Consider the following 16,010-nt stretch of genomic DNA (forward strand, 5'->3'; position numbering starts at 1 on the left):
CAAAACAGCGTGGTACGCATGGAATATTTACAGCGTGCGACTCCAAATTGGTATTTAAGCTTGTAGTTGCGCCATTACCCAATCAATAATGGCGACAACAAAAAGCATCCAACTGGGTTTTTCTGCTGGCGTAACGGGCGTATCAATTTTTTCGCCTGCCTTCAGTGGTAGCGTAAAAGCTTGTGCTTTCACCTGTCGATCGAGTACGGGCAACACATCAATACCTATCCGCGCAGTCAACTCATCGACACTAATAATTTCTATCCGCTCTGATTCGTCATTGGGTGCATAATATACGCCTGCTTTATTAATAGCTGGAATATAGACGGCTTTAAAAAAGTGACTCGGAACTAAGACACGACCTTTTAGTTGCTGGACTTTTTTATCGGTAAATGCCACACCGGTAATGATGTAAGCTTCGCCATATTGCTGGGTTAAATAGCGGGTTGCCGTTTCAATATTGCGCCAAATATAACGGTTGTTACGTGGTGACTGTGGAGCAATATTTGCCAGACTAAAGCTATCATACTGCTGGCTACGATTCGCCATATCACCATTCGGTGCTAAGTGTCCACGGTCAAAACCAGAGCCTGAATAATCAGCTAGTTTAGCGCGGGATGATGTCGGTAGCCGACTCTCTTCATGAAAGCTATCCTCACGATCGATCTGTTTGGCTTGCTCTAAACGCTGACGCGTTAAATATTCTGCTGACCATAATGGTGTGCGCGACACATCAGAATACAGCACGGCAAAACCATTAAAACATAAATCCTGAGTGTCTTTACTCAGTTTTTTATTGGTAAACTCTGGATAAACGCCGCCATAGAAAGACTGACTGCACTTAGAGAAATCAGCAGCATGGGCGGGTACTATTCCTATTATTATGCTTATTAACATACTGACTATGGTCAGCGTTATGCTGGTCATACGCGTCCAAGAATGACGAGGTCTGCCCACTTTATTTTCTCTATGCTTATAGCTATCTAACGTTATCATTTAACCGTCAACTCTCTCTATCTTACAATACCCTATCCTAGCAGGCACGCATCGATAAAGAAAGACATGCCTACGCTGCACATTTTTGTTTATTGGCAGGCGCAAACCGTGACATTGCCGCCACTATCGGCTATACTAAGCCGTCTAAAATAACAGATGACTATCAATATCGCGCCATTCTTCATGACGTGCAACACATTGGTGGTAAGCAGTTATCAAACGGTGAAGTGGGTGAGTGGCTGAAACCGCACGCCTGGAAAGTGTGTATACGTTAATAGCGTATCGAGGGTTCGAATCCCTCCTTCACCGCCAATCTTATCAACTTTTATAACACTCCTATTTTCCTATCCTGTTCTACCCTCTCTTAAACATCCTAAACCTATAAAAATACTTTAAGTATAAAGCTTACGGTTTATATGCCCATGCCTTCATTTTTTTATATTGAGTAACATTGCCCAAAAAAAATAAGCCACTTAAAGTGGCTTATTTTTTTGATCAATTTAGCTGATTTTTGGAAAAATAATGCTCGGTATTCCATAATCTCGCAAAATATAAGTTATTTTTATAATGACTATTTTTACAGTGAGGTTAGACCTGCGTATTCTGTACCTTTAGACAAGACATAGCGCTTGTTGGTTTCGCCATCGGTTAAGAAACCACCAAAGGTTTGCGATACGGCACTGAACAAAATAATACTAACTGAGGTTAATGCTTCTTCTGCCAATACTTCGGTATGTAGTAATTCTTTGGCTTTAGCGACACTGATAACCGCACAGCTTTCGTTTTCACTCAGGCGTGGATTGGTTTCTTCATTATAGTTTTTATAGCAAAAGGCGATGGATATATATTCATCAGACCCAGCGAGTTCAGCAAGATATTCTTTATCAATAGCTCTTGTCGCTTCGACACACTTAACAGCCGGTTGTTTTTTCAGCGGCTTGAGGCGCGGACTGTGGACAATATGAATAAATGTTTCTAATTTTGGGTCTATTTTGGCGTTAGCTTTCATCTTTTAGCATCCTTTCTAATTAAAGCTTATAAAATTTAAGCTCAGTGGGTTGGTCTGTTCCTCGTACTTCTATTTCTTGTACTGCTCGTACTTCTGGTTCTCGTACTGCACTAATAGGAACTAACTATGCGCTATAGTTGACCAAGTCGTTAGGTTTATTAGTATTCCATAACTTGACAAACTATGCCATATGTTTAACAAGTAAATAAATAAGTAAACTTTGGTTATCAATGAAATACGGGCAAATATAGTATTTCTTATTGTTGAATCGCTTAGAAATATCTGCCCGCCCTACTCTATCACGCTTAATGGCGCTGTCTTGTTCCTAATATGTTCTCTTGTCGCTGTGCTTCATACCTTTGCTGATATTCTACGATTTTGCTCAGTGGTAAATATTTGTGAATAGAGCTGTTTTATCGGCTCATTTTTGATTATCGCAATATTGATGCGCTAATGTTATAAATGCCGCCCCCGCCGCACTTTGGTAAGCGCCTTTGCGTTGCAGCAATACTGCGGTGCGCTTGAGCAAAGAGGGCGCTAAGGCAATGGCTACCAGCTCATCGCGATTACTGACAATATTCGAGGGCAGTAAGGTGGTCAATTGGGTATTCCGTACAATTTCAATCACTGCACTAAGTGAATTAGCTTCCATAAGCACTTTGGGCTGTATGTCATGTTGACGACAATAGCGCTCAATTTGTTCACGGGTGACAAATTCATGGCTTAACAGCACCAATGACTGGGCGCTCAGGGTTTGTAGGTCAATGGCTTGGTGCTGCGCAAGCGGATGATTTTTATTCACAACCAAGGCAAGCGTTTCAATCAGTAACGTTTGCGCTTCTATATCGCTAGAACGCACATCAGCAAATGCAATACCCACATCAAATTCATCGTCAAGTAATTGTTTTTCCATCTTCTCCTGCGACATCTCTTGCACGCTCAGCGTGATATTCGGATGACTGTTATGAAATTCTTTTATCAATGGACCTATGAGATAAGTGGTAAAAGTCGGTGTAATGGCAATACGTAACGCCCCACGACTCAAGTTTTGGACATCGTGAATCGCTCGACGACCCTCTTCTAAGTCCTGTAAGGCTTTTTGCGCGTAGTGGGCATACACTTCTCCGGCATCGGTTAACTTGACAGTGCGCCCCGAACGGTCAAACAATATCGTGCCCAGTGTCTCTTCGAGCTGCTTAATCTGTTGTGATAAGGCAGGCTGCGAGACATACAAAGACGCTGCTGCCCGCGTAAAGCTTTCGTACTTGGCAACTGCCAAAAAATAGTTGATGTGTCGAAGTATCATAATTTATCTATCAGCTTCATGATCAATGTTGGGGTCAATGTTTTAGTCAACGTCATGGTTTAACTATAAGTATTTATTATCGATATCATAATATACCAGTCTTTTACCTTATTACAATAACCGCGTAGTATTCACTTTATCAACACGATAGAGACAGCGCTTATGAAAGATATCATTGAAGGTTTTTTAAAATTCCACAGCGACGCCTTTCCTGAACGCGCGGATTTATTCAAAAATTTAGCTACGCAGCAAAATCCGCGCACGCTCTTTATTTCTTGTTCAGACAGCCGCTTAGTCCCTGAGCTGGTCACGCAGCGCGAACCCGGTGGTCTGTTTGTTATTCGCAATGCCGGTAATATTGTACCGTCTTATGGTCCTGAGCCGGGTGGCGTGTCTGCATCGGTAGAGTACGCCGTGACGGCATTACAAGTCACCGATGTGGTGATTTGTGGTCACTCAGACTGCGGTGCCATGACTGCGATTGCTAATTGCACTTGCATGGATCACATGCCAGCGGTGGGTAGCTGGCTAAAATACGCTGACTCAGCGCGGGTGGTGAATGAATCTATTACTCATCTCAATGACAGCGAACGGATTGCATCCATGGTGCGCGAAAATGTGATTGCGCAAATTGAAAATATCAAAACCCATCCGTCAGTTCGTTTAGCCATAAGAGAAGGACGTTTGGCACTGCATGGCTGGGTTTACGATATCGAGACCGGCAGCATTGATGCTTTAGATGGCTCGAGCAATCATTTCGTTTCCCTTGCCGAACATACGGAGGTGCGCGCCTATCCTATATAGCATTGTCCTAATTCGCGCTCACGCCATTACTTTTTAAATGAACACTTTTTAAATTAACCCTTGTTTAAATTAACACTAACGATACTTCACTTACTATAAAAGGTATTACCATAATGCAAACTCAAGTTAGCAACACTGCACGCCAAGCGTTAACAGACATTATCATTGCCGCTAAAGCTGAAAAGAACCTATCATTTGAGCAAATCGCAGCCGGCACGGGTTTAAGTGATGTCTACGTAACCGCCGCCTTGCTTGGTCAGCATCCATTACCTGCTGAGGCCGCGCAAAAAGTTGGCGACACGTTGGGACTTGATGCCAACGCTATCGCTTTATTACAAGCGATTCCACTACGCGGTAGTGTTGGCGACAGTATGCCGACCGATCCAACCATTTATCGCTTTTATGAGATGATGCAGGTGTACGGCACTACCCTTAAAGCATTGGTTCATGAACAGTTTGGCGACGGTATCATCAGCGCTATTAACTTTAAAATGGATATCAAAAAAGTAGCAGATCCAGAAGGTGGCGATCGCGCTGTTATTACCCTTGATGGTAAATTCTTACCTTTTAAACCTTTTTAAGCGTTTGCCTGACAACTTTTTCTAAAAAAGCCATCATGCTAAAATAGCAGCACAATTATTGTAATATGGAAAAGTCGGCGTTTCGCGCCGACTTTTTTGGCGACTAAGGACATCTCTTCAATCATGAGCACTGATCATATTTCTTCCCACAGCCGCCAGTCCGTTCTGACGCTATTTTTTCCTATGGTTATCATTGCGGTATTGGCAATGACTCTACGCCCGACTCTGACCTCGACGGGTCCGCTGTTACAAGAAATCCGGCTGAGCACAGGTATCAGCTTACAAGTCGCCTCGTTATTGGTGGTGCTGCCGATGCTCTGTATGGGTGTCTTTCCGTTATTACTACCGTGGATTGGCAAACGATTAAGCGAAAGTGTGTGGATAACGGGCGGGCTATTTGCCATTGCCTTAGCGGGCTTATGGCGTTTGGAACTGGCATCAGGGTGGACATTAATTGCCAGTACTTTATTGGGTGGTATCGGCATCGCTGTTGTACAAGCGATGGCACCTGGCGTTGTGAAACGCTGGTATCCACAGCGTGTTCCGCTTGCGATGGGTATTTATTCTGCGTCATTAATGGCGGGCGGTGGTAGTGCCGCAATGCTAAGTCCATTGGTCGCGCAGCATTATGGCAGTTGGCAAGCAGGGTTGGGTATTTGGCTAATACTGCCTGTCATTGCGCTATTATTATGGTGGTTAAGACCCAGTGAAGAGATGACCACCAAACACAGTAACGGGAAGATTAATTTCTTTAGTAATCGTCGCGCATGGCTACTGGCGAGCTACTTTGGACTGGCAAATGCCGGTTACGCTTGTATGATTGCTTGGCTACCCAGTTATGCGCGTGGTTTAGGCTGGAGTGCGCAAGATAGTGGCGAGCTGATTGGTATCATGACTATTTTTCAAGTTATCGGCGCACTCGCAGCACCTGCACTGTCAGCAAGCCGCTTGGATCGACGTCCTTGGCTATTTTTTGCAGTAGGCATTCAGGTGCTCGGCTTTGTCGGACTAATGCTAATGCCTGACTCAATGTTAATCCTATGGGTGTCCATGATTGGGTGTGGACTTGGTGCTTGCTTTTCACTGACGCTGACAGTAGCGCTTGATCACTTATCAGCACCCAGTCTGGCGTCGGCATTGACGGCATTTGTACAAGGTATTGGTTTTATTATTACCGCCATTGTTCCTTACCTTGCAGGATTTTTGCGTGAATGGACAGGCAGCTTTCAAGCCGTTTGGATCATGCTGCTGATTACGCTCGTGGGTATGCTACTGGTCACGATTAAGTTTGCCCCTGCCAGTTATGCAAAGGCTATAAACTTACCGAATGTTTGATAAATTTTATCTTCATACATAGAATAGTCACTAGGATTTAAAATGAAAAAATTAACCATTTATGGCGCTTTGCTCATGTCGATAGTCTCAGTTACCGCTTGTGCCAGTACCTCACCAACCACTCCAATAAAACAGAATGTAACGCCTATGCAAAATCTATCAAATGATAACGTAACCGTTCCATTATTAACGGGCGATATGGCACAGAAGATTGTGAATGCCGCTGCTTTAGAGGCGCAAAAAAATAACTTTATGGTGACAATCACGGTGGTTGATCGTTCTGGGCAGACGCTAGCGGTCTTACGCGATCACCGAGCGGGCGTGCATACCATTCGCGCCAGTTATAAAAAAGCGTATACCGCTAATTCGCAGAAAAGAGAAACGGCAGCTATTGCTCAAGGTGTTGTGGATGGAACCGTTCCTGCCGATATTAGATATTTAGATGAAAACATACTGATTCTAGATGGCGGTGTGCCGATCTATATTGATGGCATCGTGGTTGGTGGTATTGGGGTTGGCGGTGCGCACGGCAGCGAAGATGTACAGATTGCCAAAGCAGGATTAAAAGCGTTAGATTAAGATAGTTCATACTTTGAAAATCAACTTAGCGTATGGCAACGACGCTCAAATGCTTTAGCAACGCCAAGGTGCTAAAGCATAAATGTAGTCAATCTATTACCTCTCTGCCCTCTTTATTTAACCTCTTATGTACCCTCTTTTTCTGCGCTTTTCTTCCCTTCTGTTTTTAGTTCAGCATGGCATGCCTCACTCTAATAAGCGCCCTTAATAAGCGCTAAACATATCTCAAGCCAGAGTACGTTATACTTAGCAAAAGAGCTAAATAACAATTTAAATAACAATAATAGGCAGCCCTTATGGCTATAAATATAATAAATATCCTGCTTGGCATCCATTTTATCTTACTGATTATTATCTCCTTACGCGTGCTGGCACGGCATGACTTTACCTCATCAGCACGACTGGCATGGCTGGTGATTCTATTTATACTGCCTTATGTTGGGGTGGTAGTCTATTGGATGTTCGGCGAGATTCATTTGGGACGCGACTTTGAGCGCAAAAATCGCGAGATTATCAATAAATTACATGCGCATAACCCTGAAGTACTTAGTAGTCAGTCGGTGTTAAAAGCAGCCATTAAACCTGAATACCAAGCGGCATTTGCTTATGCTGCGAATGTGACCGGCTTTCATACTACCTTGGGCAATCGTGCGGAGCTGATGGCAGATGCGGCGGAAACGCGGGCGCGGTTGATTGCTGATTTTGATGCAGCGACCGATCATATTCATGTGCTGTATTATATTTGGCTGAACGATGGTATGGGTAAGGCTACCGCCCAAGCGCTGATACGGGCGGCAAAACGTGGGGTTACTTGCCGAGCCATGGTTGATGGCTTAGGCTCGCGCAAAATGGTGAACTCAAAGCTATGGCAGGAAATGAAAAACGCGGGCGTACAAGTCAGTGTGGCGCTACCGATTAGCAACTTAATTAAGGTGCTATTGTTTAGCCGTATTGACTTGCGTAATCACCGAAAAATCACAGTTATTGACGGTAAAATTGGCTATTCTGGCAGTCGCAATTGCGCTGATCCTGAGTTTAGCCCAAAGCCAAAATATGCGCCTTGGGTAGATATTATGCTGCGTGTCCAAGGTCCAGTGGTCGCGCAAAACCAAATGCTGTTTGCCAGTGATTGGCTGACAGAGCACCCCAATACGCCTTTAGAAAGCTTTTATTATGACACTACGCCGCAACCCGATGGCTTTGCGGCACAAGTATTCGCGGACGGTCCAATTCAAAAACGCGGCACATCGCCGCAGTTCTTAGGCGCGCTCATCAGTCAAGCTCAGCGCACTTTGATTATTTCAACGCCCTACTTTGTACCCGATTACTCACTGGTTAGCATCTTATGTGCCACGGCTTATCGCGGTGTAGAGGTTACGTTAATTTTTCCCAAAAATAATGACTCATTTGTAGTGGCTGCCACCAGTCGCAGCTATTACTGGGAATTATTAGAAGCTGGGGTCAAAATTTATGAGTATAAGCCGGGCTTATTACACGCCAAAACCTTGACCATTGATGGTGAAATCAGTCTGATTGGCTCGACCAATTTAGACTTACGCAGCTTCGACCTTAATTATGAAAATAACGTGATTATGAGCGATAAGGCGTTAACTGCTAATATCATGGCACGCCAATATCAATATATTACGGACTCGGTCGAAGTCAAACGCGAACAAGTAGAACAGTGGTCATTACCGTATAGGATTTGGAATAATATTGTATCCACAATGGGTCCTGTTCTTTAGCATGCTCGACCGATTTGATTTATCCGTGAGCGTTATCAGCAGTTTTTTGTAAAATGTAAACGACAAATTTTGCTTCAGTATTAAATGCTGTCGTCTCCGCACTGGCTAATAGCGCTTGGCGATTCTCAGCGCGAGCGCGATAAGCATAAGGCGTCATGGTTAATAAATCTGCCAAAGCGTCAGCTGGTAAGCTCAGGGCGCTTGTCACCTGATGCGTTGCTATTAACGTAAAATATGGCGCTAAGGTCGGTAAAAATTTATCAGAATCGTGCTCACGCACACTATCAAACAATGATTCACGCAAAGTCATTAAGTGTCCAATATCTGGCTTGGCAATGATTAAATAGCCATCTGCTGTCAACATATCAGCGAAGATTTCTGGCAAAATCGGGCTAAAAATACTGCTAATGCCGTGCATACTATGCGTACGTAATGGCAAATGCGCGGCGCTGGTCACTAGCGGATAAATTGCCATTTTATTTGCATGTATTTCGTTTTTATTTTCTTGCTGATACCACAACCTACCATTTGCTTTACTGGCTTTTGCAAGCTCGACCAATGCAGGTTTGCTGATATCAGCGGCTATTAGATTATCGATAATCCCTTGTTGCGCCATGGCTTGGGTGTAATAGCCCTCACCGCAGCCAATGTCTAGCCAGTTAACCTCGCTATTATCATGGTCAGTATTGGCTTTATCTTGCCCCAATAACTGTGCCAGTTGCTCACAGATTAAGTCTCGCAACGGCTGATAATAGCCTGCGGCTAAAAACCGTTGTCGCGCGATAATGGACTGCTGGCTGTCACCGGGCGCTTTAGATTTTTTTTGTTGTACGGGTAATAAATTAACGTAACCTTGGCGCGCCACATCAAAGGGATGCGAGGTTTGTTTCGGGTGCAGGCTGCCATCACAGCGCCATGTATCGGCGGCAGGGTGCAATGGAGATTGACAGATTGGACAAATAAATAAGGACACAAGCATCTCTAAGTCATACAAATATAATAAGCATAGTAGCAAAATTCAGGTCTTTTAAGCGACAAAAAAGCCACTTCTACCGAAATAGAAGTGGCTTTCTTATGCATGAGTAACGGGAATCTAGCGCAGCTTTAAGGTCATTAAACCCATAACCACCAATACAATGGCTATAATCCAAAATCTGACTACCACTTGCGTCTCTTTCCAACCAAGCTCTTCAAAATGGTGATGCAATGGCGCCATACGAAAGACACGTTTCTTGCGTAGCTTATACGAGCCTACTTGTAGGATAACGGATAATGCTTCGGCAACAAACAGTCCACCCATAATCGCAAAGGCAATCTCTTGGCGAGTCATGACAGCAATCGTACCGAGCATTGCGCCCAGTGACAATGCTCCCACGTCACCCATAAAGACTTGTGCTGGATGGGCGTTAAACCATAAAAATCCAAGTCCTGCGCCAATCATCGCCCCGCAGACGATAATCACCTCAGAGTTATAGGCGATATACGGTACGTGTAAATAATCGGCAAACCGAACGTCACCTGACACATACGCCATCACACCAAGACCCGCTGCTACCAATACCACCGGCAAAATAGCCAAGCCGTCTAAACCGTCGGTTAAGTTAACTGCGTTGGACGCACCATTAATCACAAAGTAGGTAAAGATAATAAAGCCAATCCCAAACGGCACCGCGGAGAATGGAATCGTTAAGTTTTTAAAGACAGGCAATAGCACATCTTGCATCTCACGCGTGGTATTAATATCGGCTTGCTGCGTGGCGATATAATATAACGATACGCCGACGAATAAGGCACCCATTGATAACCAAAAGTATTTTTTGCGGGCGATTAAGCCAGTTGGGTTTTTATATTTTATTTTCAGCCAATCATCCGTCCAGCCTACCAAACCAAAAATCACCATGACCACTAGCAAAATCCAGACGTAGGGATTATTCAGCCGTGCCCACAGTAAGGTTGAAACCCCGATAGCGGTTAAAATCATTACCCCGCCCATGGTTGGCGTGCCTGTTTTTGCCAAATGCGACTGCGGACCATCATTACGAATGGCTTGCCCATATTTCAAGGCGCGTAAATGGCGAATGACACGCCCACCAAAAATCAGACTGAACGCCAGCGCCGTGACTACCGCAAGTAAAGCACGCAATGTTAGGGAAGAAACCGCATAAAACGGAGAATAAAACTGCCCAAGCCAATTAAACAACCAAACTAACACGGTCTACTCCTTTACTAGCGCATCAATGAGAGTTTCCATTTCCATGGAACGAGAGCCTTTGAACAACACGGTACAAGGCTGTGCTTGCTGCGCCTGTAAATACGGCTGTAAAAAATCTAACAAATGGGATTTATCTGTGAATGCGTGCGCTTCAATACTGCTAGCGGCATTGGCATTAATATTTGTATTGGCACCAGCAACGCTATGCGGTGCAAATTCGCCAACACACAACAGCATATCAATGCCAGTATCCGCAATCGCGCGTCCAAGATTATGGTGCTCACTAACTGCGGCTTCACCAAGTTCACCAATATCGCCCAGCACCATAATTTGAGTGCCCGTTTGCGCGGCTAATACGTGCGCAGCAGCGCGGACAGAATGCGGATTAGCATTATAAGTATCATCAATCAGCCGATGCTCGCCTAGCATTTGACTGTCTAAACGACCTTTCGCTGGTCGGGCATTATTCAGCCCGATGACAATATCATTGATATCAATATTGAGCGCATAAGCACATGCCGCTGCTGCTAAAGCATTACTCACATTATGCTCACCTGCCAGCGGTAAACGGACTGCACCTGCTTGACTACCAAGATGCAAGGTAAACTCACTGCCTTCAGCATGAATTTTAATGTCACTAGCGGTCACATCGGTGCTGCCAAAGCCAAGCACTTGCGACGTATGCGTTTTAGCTATGTTTCGCAACTGCTGAGCATAATCATCGGTATCTGGCACGATGGCAACTTGCTTATCCGTTAAGGTATGAAAAATTTCGGCTTTGGTTTGGCAAATGCCGTCACGGCTACCAAACTCTCCTAAATGTGCGGTACCGATATTTAAAATACATGCTACATCCGGACGAACAAGCTCAGTAGTATAAGCAATCTCGCCAATATGATTGGCGCCCAACTCTAAAATGGCATAACGATGCTGATCTGTCAGCTCAAGCATCATCATAGGCACGCCAAAATCATTATTTAAATTACCACGGGTAATTAGGGTCGGTGCTAGGCGACTAAAAATACTGCCGAGCATCTCTTTAGCGGTTGTTTTACCGCTTGAACCAGTAATGGCAATAATCGTCAAATCCGGATGCTGCTGACGACGATACGCTGCCAATTGTCCTAATGCCAAACGGGTATCACTAACCACCAGTTGCGGAATACTATTAGCAATATCAGATGCCATAGGACGTGAGATGATAACGGCAACCGCACCTTGGGCAGCAGCGGTATTGATATAGTCGTGACCGTCAAAGTTATCACCACTAATCGCTAAAAAAATGTCGCCAGCTTGAATTTTTCGCGTATCCGTGGCAATGCGCGTACTGGCGATATTGACGGCTAAATCAGCGTGGCTACTCTCTATTTGGTTGTCACCGAGCTGCCAGTGACCATCGAGTGTCGCTGTAGCCGCCAGCAAATTATCTGCTTGCCAGACATACAGTCCTTGCGACTGCCTACTATTATTGTCAGCTGTCATAACGATTACCTTGTCGTATTTACCTGATTATGGTGACTGCTTATTGTATGCCCTAGCAGCATAGAGTATTTTTTAGACACGCCCAACTTGCTGCAATGCCTGATATAAGATAACGCTGTCATCAAAGTCATGACGGACACCGTTAATTTCTTGATAGGTTTCATGACCTTTACCGGCAATCACGACAATATCATTGGCGCTGGCATACTTAACCGCATAGGTGATTGCCTGTTGGCGATCAGGCTCAATATGGGTGCGCTGGTATTGTTCAGCAGTCATGCCTACTTGCATATCTTGTAAAATGACGTTGGGATCTTCGGTGCGTGGATTGTCCGCAGTCAATATCACTTGATCTGCACCCGCCAATCCTGCCTGCGCCATCAATGGCCGCTTGCCGGTATCGCGGTCACCACCGCAGCCGAATACTGCCCACAGTTTGCCTTGGCAATGCGTCCGTAGACTGTCCAATACTTGCACCAAGGCATCAGGCGTATGCGCATAATCCACGATAAAGCAGCCCTCTTTTGACGGCACGCGCTGCATACGCCCAACCGCGCCTTGCAATTGTGGTATTAGATCAGTCATACGTTCAATATCAATACCCAATGCGACTGCCGCTGCAATCGCGGCAAGTAAGTTAGCAACATTAAATCGTCCTAACAAAGGACTTATCATATTAATATTGCCAAATTTACTCTGTAAGGTAATTTCAACCCCTTGCAGACTTGGTGCGATACGCGATGCCACAAAAGTCGCCGTCGACGCTGCGTCTAAACTATACGTCCAGACTGTCAAGCCACTGGCATGCGCCATATCCAGCATCATTTGTGCATATTCATCATCGCTATTAATAATGGCATGCGTCAAAGTCGGAAAATGTGTTTTATCAAATAATCTGGCTTTCGCTGCTACATAATCCGCCATGGTGGCATGATAATCTAAATGGTCGCGGCTGAGATTGGTATAAATGGCAACGCTGACCGGCACACCTTGCAGGCGCTGTTGATCAAGACCATGCGAGCTGGCTTCTAACGCCAATAAATCGGCTTTTTCCTCACCCATTTGATATAAAAATTGCTGCACTGCTAGCGCATCGCCCGTGGTATGACTGGCTTGTATCAGTGCGCCAAGCTTACCATTACCTGCCGTACCCATGACCGCGCTGCTCATACCCGCCAATTGTGCCAATTGCGCGACCAGCTGACTAATGGTGGTTTTACCATTCGTGCCCGTCACGGCTACCACCGTTGGCAACGTCACTGGCTTACGATATTGCAAACACGCTTGCACCAAATCGCCTAAAAAATCACGAATCGTAGGCACATAAATAACCGGACAAGAAGGCGACTCATTCGTGAGTAACGCTTGCGGATCAACTTCCGATAAAATAAATGCTGCTTGCTGCGCTGCTTGATAGAGATAGTCACGGCTCTTTTGGCAATTTTGCGTCTGACTTTTTAAAAGTACAAATACGTCTTTCGGCGCAACATGGCGGCTGTCTAAACGCAAGTGCTGAAACGGCAGATGAGCGACTGTCGTTGGATTCACTGATGCCTGTATCATTGCCAATAGCTGATATTGCAACCCCTTACTAGCACTATGAGTGCCTTTATTATTGGCAATATCGTGATCGATTAACTGCTGTAAAGTCAGGTCACTTTGCGATGAAGTCGGCATGGTCATGGGCAATTCAAATCCTAGACGTATAAAAAATAATGAGAATAATAGGGTTGAGTAATGATTCAATAAACAACAGCAACAGCAGCAGCAAAAATTTCACATCTAACTAACCGTTAATTAAAACAGTCAGAAGCCAAACTTAATCTAAGACTATTTAGTCTGTAATGGCTTATCTAGCGGCACATTATATAAACGCAGCGCCTCTTTCATGACATTGTGAAAGACGGGCGCGGCGGTTACACCGGCATAATACTGTCCACGCGGATCTTCGACCAAAACGACGCCAACCAATCTTGGATTAGATGCGGGTGCAATACCTGCAAAAACGTTACGGTATTGATCGGTATAATAACCACCTTCTGGATTCACTCGACGTGACGTTCCAGTTTTACCAGCGACACGATAGCCATCAATCGCTGCTGCAACGGCTGTACCCCCTGGAGCCGTGACCGCCTCTAACATCTGGACAATAGACATGGCTTGCTCATGCGCCATAATGCGCTTGCTTGGCTGCGGTTTGTCACTTTTAATCAAGGTAAGTGGATGCATCACGCCGCCTGCTGCTAGCGCAGAATAAGCTTGTGCCACCTGTGCCAGCGTGACTTGTAAGCCGTAACCATAGCTAATCGTAGCGCGCCGTGACAGCTCTTTTTCTTTTGGGGTCACAATTGAACCACGACCTTCACCCGGAAACTGTAGCGGTGTTTTTGTCCCAAAGCCAAACTGCCGTTGCATATTGCTAATGGCATCAGGTGGCAACGATAATGCAATCTTGGTCGAGGCGACGTTACTTGATTTTTGTAGCAGCGTTGCCATCGTAATAGAGCCTAAATTATCATGGTCACGGATGGTATAGCCTTTAACATAAATAGAGCCAGGATTAGTATCAATCAAAGAGCTGGTGGTATATTTTCCTGAATCTAATGCAGCCGCTACCGTGAATGGTTTCATCACCGAACCCGGCTCAAAGACATCCAATACCGCACGGTTACGCTGGTTCTCACCGGTCATCTCGTTTAGATTATTCGAGTTAAAAGACGGCCATGTTGATAAAGCCAACACCTCACCCGTTTGTACATCGACTATCATGCCCGTTGACCATAGAGCTTCACGCGAGCGCCCTACTTTTTCCAGCTCTTTATAGAGCAAATACTGCAACCGCGAATCAATCGTCAGCGCGACATTTTGTCCTGCTATTTCTGGCTCAAGTTGCTTGATTTCTTTTAGGCTGTTTTGCTTGGCATCTTTTAGAATCAACACTTTGCCATCTTTACCCGCCAGCTCTGTTTCATACTGCCGCTCAATACCAGCGCGCCCTTCGTAGCCACCGTCTGGATCATCGGCATTTTGTCCCATAAAGCCCAACAGTTGCGCGTTTGGCTGCGGTTGCGGATAAAAACGCTGAAAGAAGTTTTTCTCGTAAACGCCTGGAAATTCAAGGTCGCTGACACTTTGGGCAATTTCAGGCGTGACTTTATTGAGTAATGGCAGATAGTGTGAACCGGCACCAGATGGCAAGGCTACTTTTACCGCGTCGGCATCAGTGACGTCAATACTGTCATCAATAGCCGTGGCTTTTTGTAATTTAGCTAAAGGCATATTTGACGCCGCTGCTAAACGCGTCAAATCCATATTATCCAAACGCTTTTGCATTTGCGCTTGTAGTTTTGGACTGTCAGGATTGGCAACTTTAACCCGTTTAATCTCATAGTATTCGCGTGCATAATCGTGCGGACTAAACGACACGGTCGCCAATGGGGCGCTGACGGCAAGCGGCAAATTATTACGGTCAGTAATCATTCCGCGATAAGATTTTTGGGTGCGTTTACTGGTGATGAGCTCATCACCTTTATCTTGATAAAACTGCGCATTCGCTACTTGTAAATAAAAGGCACGCCCGATGAGCATACAGAGTATTACTAAGGCAATCCCCCAAATGGTACGAAAGCGGTTTTTATCATTTTCAAAGCCACCACGTGAGGATGCCCCTGACGCTTTACTAAATATCACCTTTTTACTTTTACGGTTTTTGACACTGGTATACGCGCCTTGCGTTTCATTCTTTTTCAGGCGGCTTGTCAGCTTATTTGAGCGATTTTTTACATTTTCTTTGGAGGCGTTATTTTTTGTCGCAGTTTTATTTATAGACGTCTTGTTTGTAGACTTACTGCCAGCGGTGGTTGATTTTGTAGTACTAGAACGGCGTAATGGCTTAATGACGGTGCCACTGGTTGGGTTTTTAGTGCTATTTTTCGCCGTGCTTTTGTTAGCCGCTGCACTG

General features: G+C 45.0%; 13 protein-coding genes and 1 tRNA gene. 6 read left to right on the top strand and 8 right to left on the bottom strand.

The window, feature by feature from the left end:
• Nucleotides 1-54: 54 nt before the first annotated feature.
• Nucleotides 55-927 (bottom strand): DNA/RNA non-specific endonuclease, encoded by an 873-nt coding sequence (locus AOC03_RS05800; protein ID WP_157049342.1) that lies wholly within the window; start codon nt 925-927, stop codon nt 55-57.
• A gap of 290 nt (nt 928-1,217) precedes the next feature.
• On the opposite strand from AOC03_RS05800, the gene AOC03_RS05805 reads away from it, so the two are divergent.
• Nucleotides 1,218-1,308 (top strand) — tRNA-Ser (locus AOC03_RS05805).
• A 265-nt stretch (nt 1,309-1,573) separates the two neighbouring features.
• On the opposite strand, the gene AOC03_RS05810 is transcribed toward AOC03_RS05805, so the two are convergent.
• Nucleotides 1,574-2,005, bottom strand: coding sequence for a hypothetical protein (locus AOC03_RS05810; RefSeq protein ID WP_062534164.1), 432 nt, complete (start codon nt 2,003-2,005; stop codon nt 1,574-1,576).
• Between the two features lie 421 nt (nt 2,006-2,426).
• Nucleotides 2,427-3,311 carry a transcriptional regulator CynR gene (cynR, locus tag AOC03_RS05815; RefSeq protein WP_062534166.1) on the bottom strand — a complete coding sequence of 295 codons (885 nt, stop codon included), beginning with the start codon at nt 3,309-3,311 and terminating at the stop codon, nt 2,427-2,429.
• Between the two features lie 162 nt (nt 3,312-3,473).
• Between cynR and AOC03_RS05820 the strand changes: the two genes are divergently transcribed.
• The 5 genes from AOC03_RS05820 (at nt 3,474) to cls (ending at nt 8,355) form a co-directional block, all read left to right on the top strand.
• Nucleotides 3,474-4,115: a carbonic anhydrase gene (locus AOC03_RS05820; protein WP_062534168.1), complete on the top strand. Its 642-nt coding sequence runs from the start codon at nt 3,474-3,476 to the stop codon at nt 4,113-4,115.
• Nucleotides 4,116-4,228: 113 nt separating this feature from the next.
• Nucleotides 4,229-4,696, top strand: a complete 468-nt coding sequence (gene cynS / locus AOC03_RS05825) for a cyanase (protein ID WP_237182071.1) — start codon at nt 4,229-4,231, stop codon at nt 4,694-4,696.
• A gap of 123 nt (nt 4,697-4,819) precedes the next feature.
• Nucleotides 4,820-6,031: a CynX/NimT family MFS transporter gene (locus AOC03_RS05830; protein WP_062534172.1), complete on the top strand. Its 1,212-nt coding sequence runs from the start codon at nt 4,820-4,822 to the stop codon at nt 6,029-6,031.
• A gap of 42 nt (nt 6,032-6,073) precedes the next feature.
• The gene (locus AOC03_RS05835; protein WP_084785782.1) at nt 6,074-6,610 is read left to right on the top strand and encodes a GlcG/HbpS family heme-binding protein; all 537 of its coding nucleotides are present in this window, start codon (nt 6,074-6,076) and stop codon (nt 6,608-6,610) included.
• Nucleotides 6,611-6,906: 296 nt separating this feature from the next.
• The gene (gene cls / locus AOC03_RS05840) at nt 6,907-8,355 is read left to right on the top strand and encodes a cardiolipin synthase (protein WP_084785783.1); all 1,449 of its coding nucleotides are present in this window, start codon (nt 6,907-6,909) and stop codon (nt 8,353-8,355) included.
• 19 nt (nt 8,356-8,374) lie between these two features.
• Here cls and AOC03_RS05845 read toward each other — a convergent pair whose 3' ends face one another.
• From AOC03_RS05845 to AOC03_RS05865, 5 genes are all read right to left on the bottom strand, one after another.
• A complete protein-coding gene (locus AOC03_RS05845) occupies nt 8,375-9,334 on the bottom strand; it encodes a putative RNA methyltransferase (RefSeq protein WP_062534174.1) in 960 nt (319 codons plus the stop codon).
• Nucleotides 9,335-9,448: 114 nt separating this feature from the next.
• Nucleotides 9,449-10,567, bottom strand: a complete 1,119-nt coding sequence (gene mraY / locus AOC03_RS05850; RefSeq protein ID WP_062534176.1) for a phospho-N-acetylmuramoyl-pentapeptide-transferase — start codon at nt 10,565-10,567, stop codon at nt 9,449-9,451.
• A gap of 3 nt (nt 10,568-10,570) precedes the next feature.
• A complete protein-coding gene (locus AOC03_RS05855) occupies nt 10,571-12,049 on the bottom strand; it encodes a UDP-N-acetylmuramoyl-tripeptide--D-alanyl-D-alanine ligase (protein WP_062534178.1) in 1,479 nt (492 codons plus the stop codon).
• A gap of 72 nt (nt 12,050-12,121) precedes the next feature.
• Nucleotides 12,122-13,732 (bottom strand): UDP-N-acetylmuramoyl-L-alanyl-D-glutamate--2,6-diaminopimelate ligase, encoded by a 1,611-nt coding sequence (locus AOC03_RS05860; protein ID WP_062534180.1) that lies wholly within the window; start codon nt 13,730-13,732, stop codon nt 12,122-12,124.
• Between the two features lie 147 nt (nt 13,733-13,879).
• Complete coding sequence (locus AOC03_RS05865; RefSeq protein WP_204247946.1) at nt 13,880-15,811, bottom strand: penicillin-binding transpeptidase domain-containing protein; 1,932 nt, start codon at nt 15,809-15,811, stop codon at nt 13,880-13,882.
• Between the last annotated feature and the right edge of the window lie 199 nt (nt 15,812-16,010).

This window comes from Psychrobacter urativorans, from assembly GCF_001298525.1.
In the GTDB taxonomy this organism is placed as follows: Bacteria; Pseudomonadota; Gammaproteobacteria; order Pseudomonadales; family Moraxellaceae; genus Psychrobacter; species Psychrobacter urativorans_A.

Coding starts and splice junctions, on each gene's coding strand:
- AOC03_RS05810 (WP_062534164.1), bottom strand. CDS start 2,005: ATGAAAGCTAACGCCAAAATAGACCCAAAATTAGAAACATTTATTCAT.
- AOC03_RS05855 (WP_062534178.1), bottom strand. CDS start 12,049: ATGACAGCTGACAATAATAGTAGGCAGTCGCAAGGACTGTATGTCTGG.
- cls (WP_084785783.1), top strand. CDS start 6,907: ATGGCTATAAATATAATAAATATCCTGCTTGGCATCCATTTTATCTTA.
- AOC03_RS05835 (WP_084785782.1), top strand. CDS start 6,074: ATGAAAAAATTAACCATTTATGGCGCTTTGCTCATGTCGATAGTCTCA.
- AOC03_RS05860 (WP_062534180.1), bottom strand. CDS start 13,732: ATGACCATGCCGACTTCATCGCAAAGTGACCTGACTTTACAGCAGTTA.
- cynR (WP_062534166.1), bottom strand. CDS start 3,311: ATGATACTTCGACACATCAACTATTTTTTGGCAGTTGCCAAGTACGAA.
- AOC03_RS05800 (WP_157049342.1), bottom strand. CDS start 927: ATGACCAGCATAACGCTGACCATAGTCAGTATGTTAATAAGCATAATA.
- AOC03_RS05845 (WP_062534174.1), bottom strand. CDS start 9,334: ATGCTTGTGTCCTTATTTATTTGTCCAATCTGTCAATCTCCATTGCAC.
- AOC03_RS05830 (WP_062534172.1), top strand. CDS start 4,820: ATGAGCACTGATCATATTTCTTCCCACAGCCGCCAGTCCGTTCTGACG.
- cynS (WP_237182071.1), top strand. CDS start 4,229: ATGCAAACTCAAGTTAGCAACACTGCACGCCAAGCGTTAACAGACATT.
- AOC03_RS05820 (WP_062534168.1), top strand. CDS start 3,474: ATGAAAGATATCATTGAAGGTTTTTTAAAATTCCACAGCGACGCCTTT.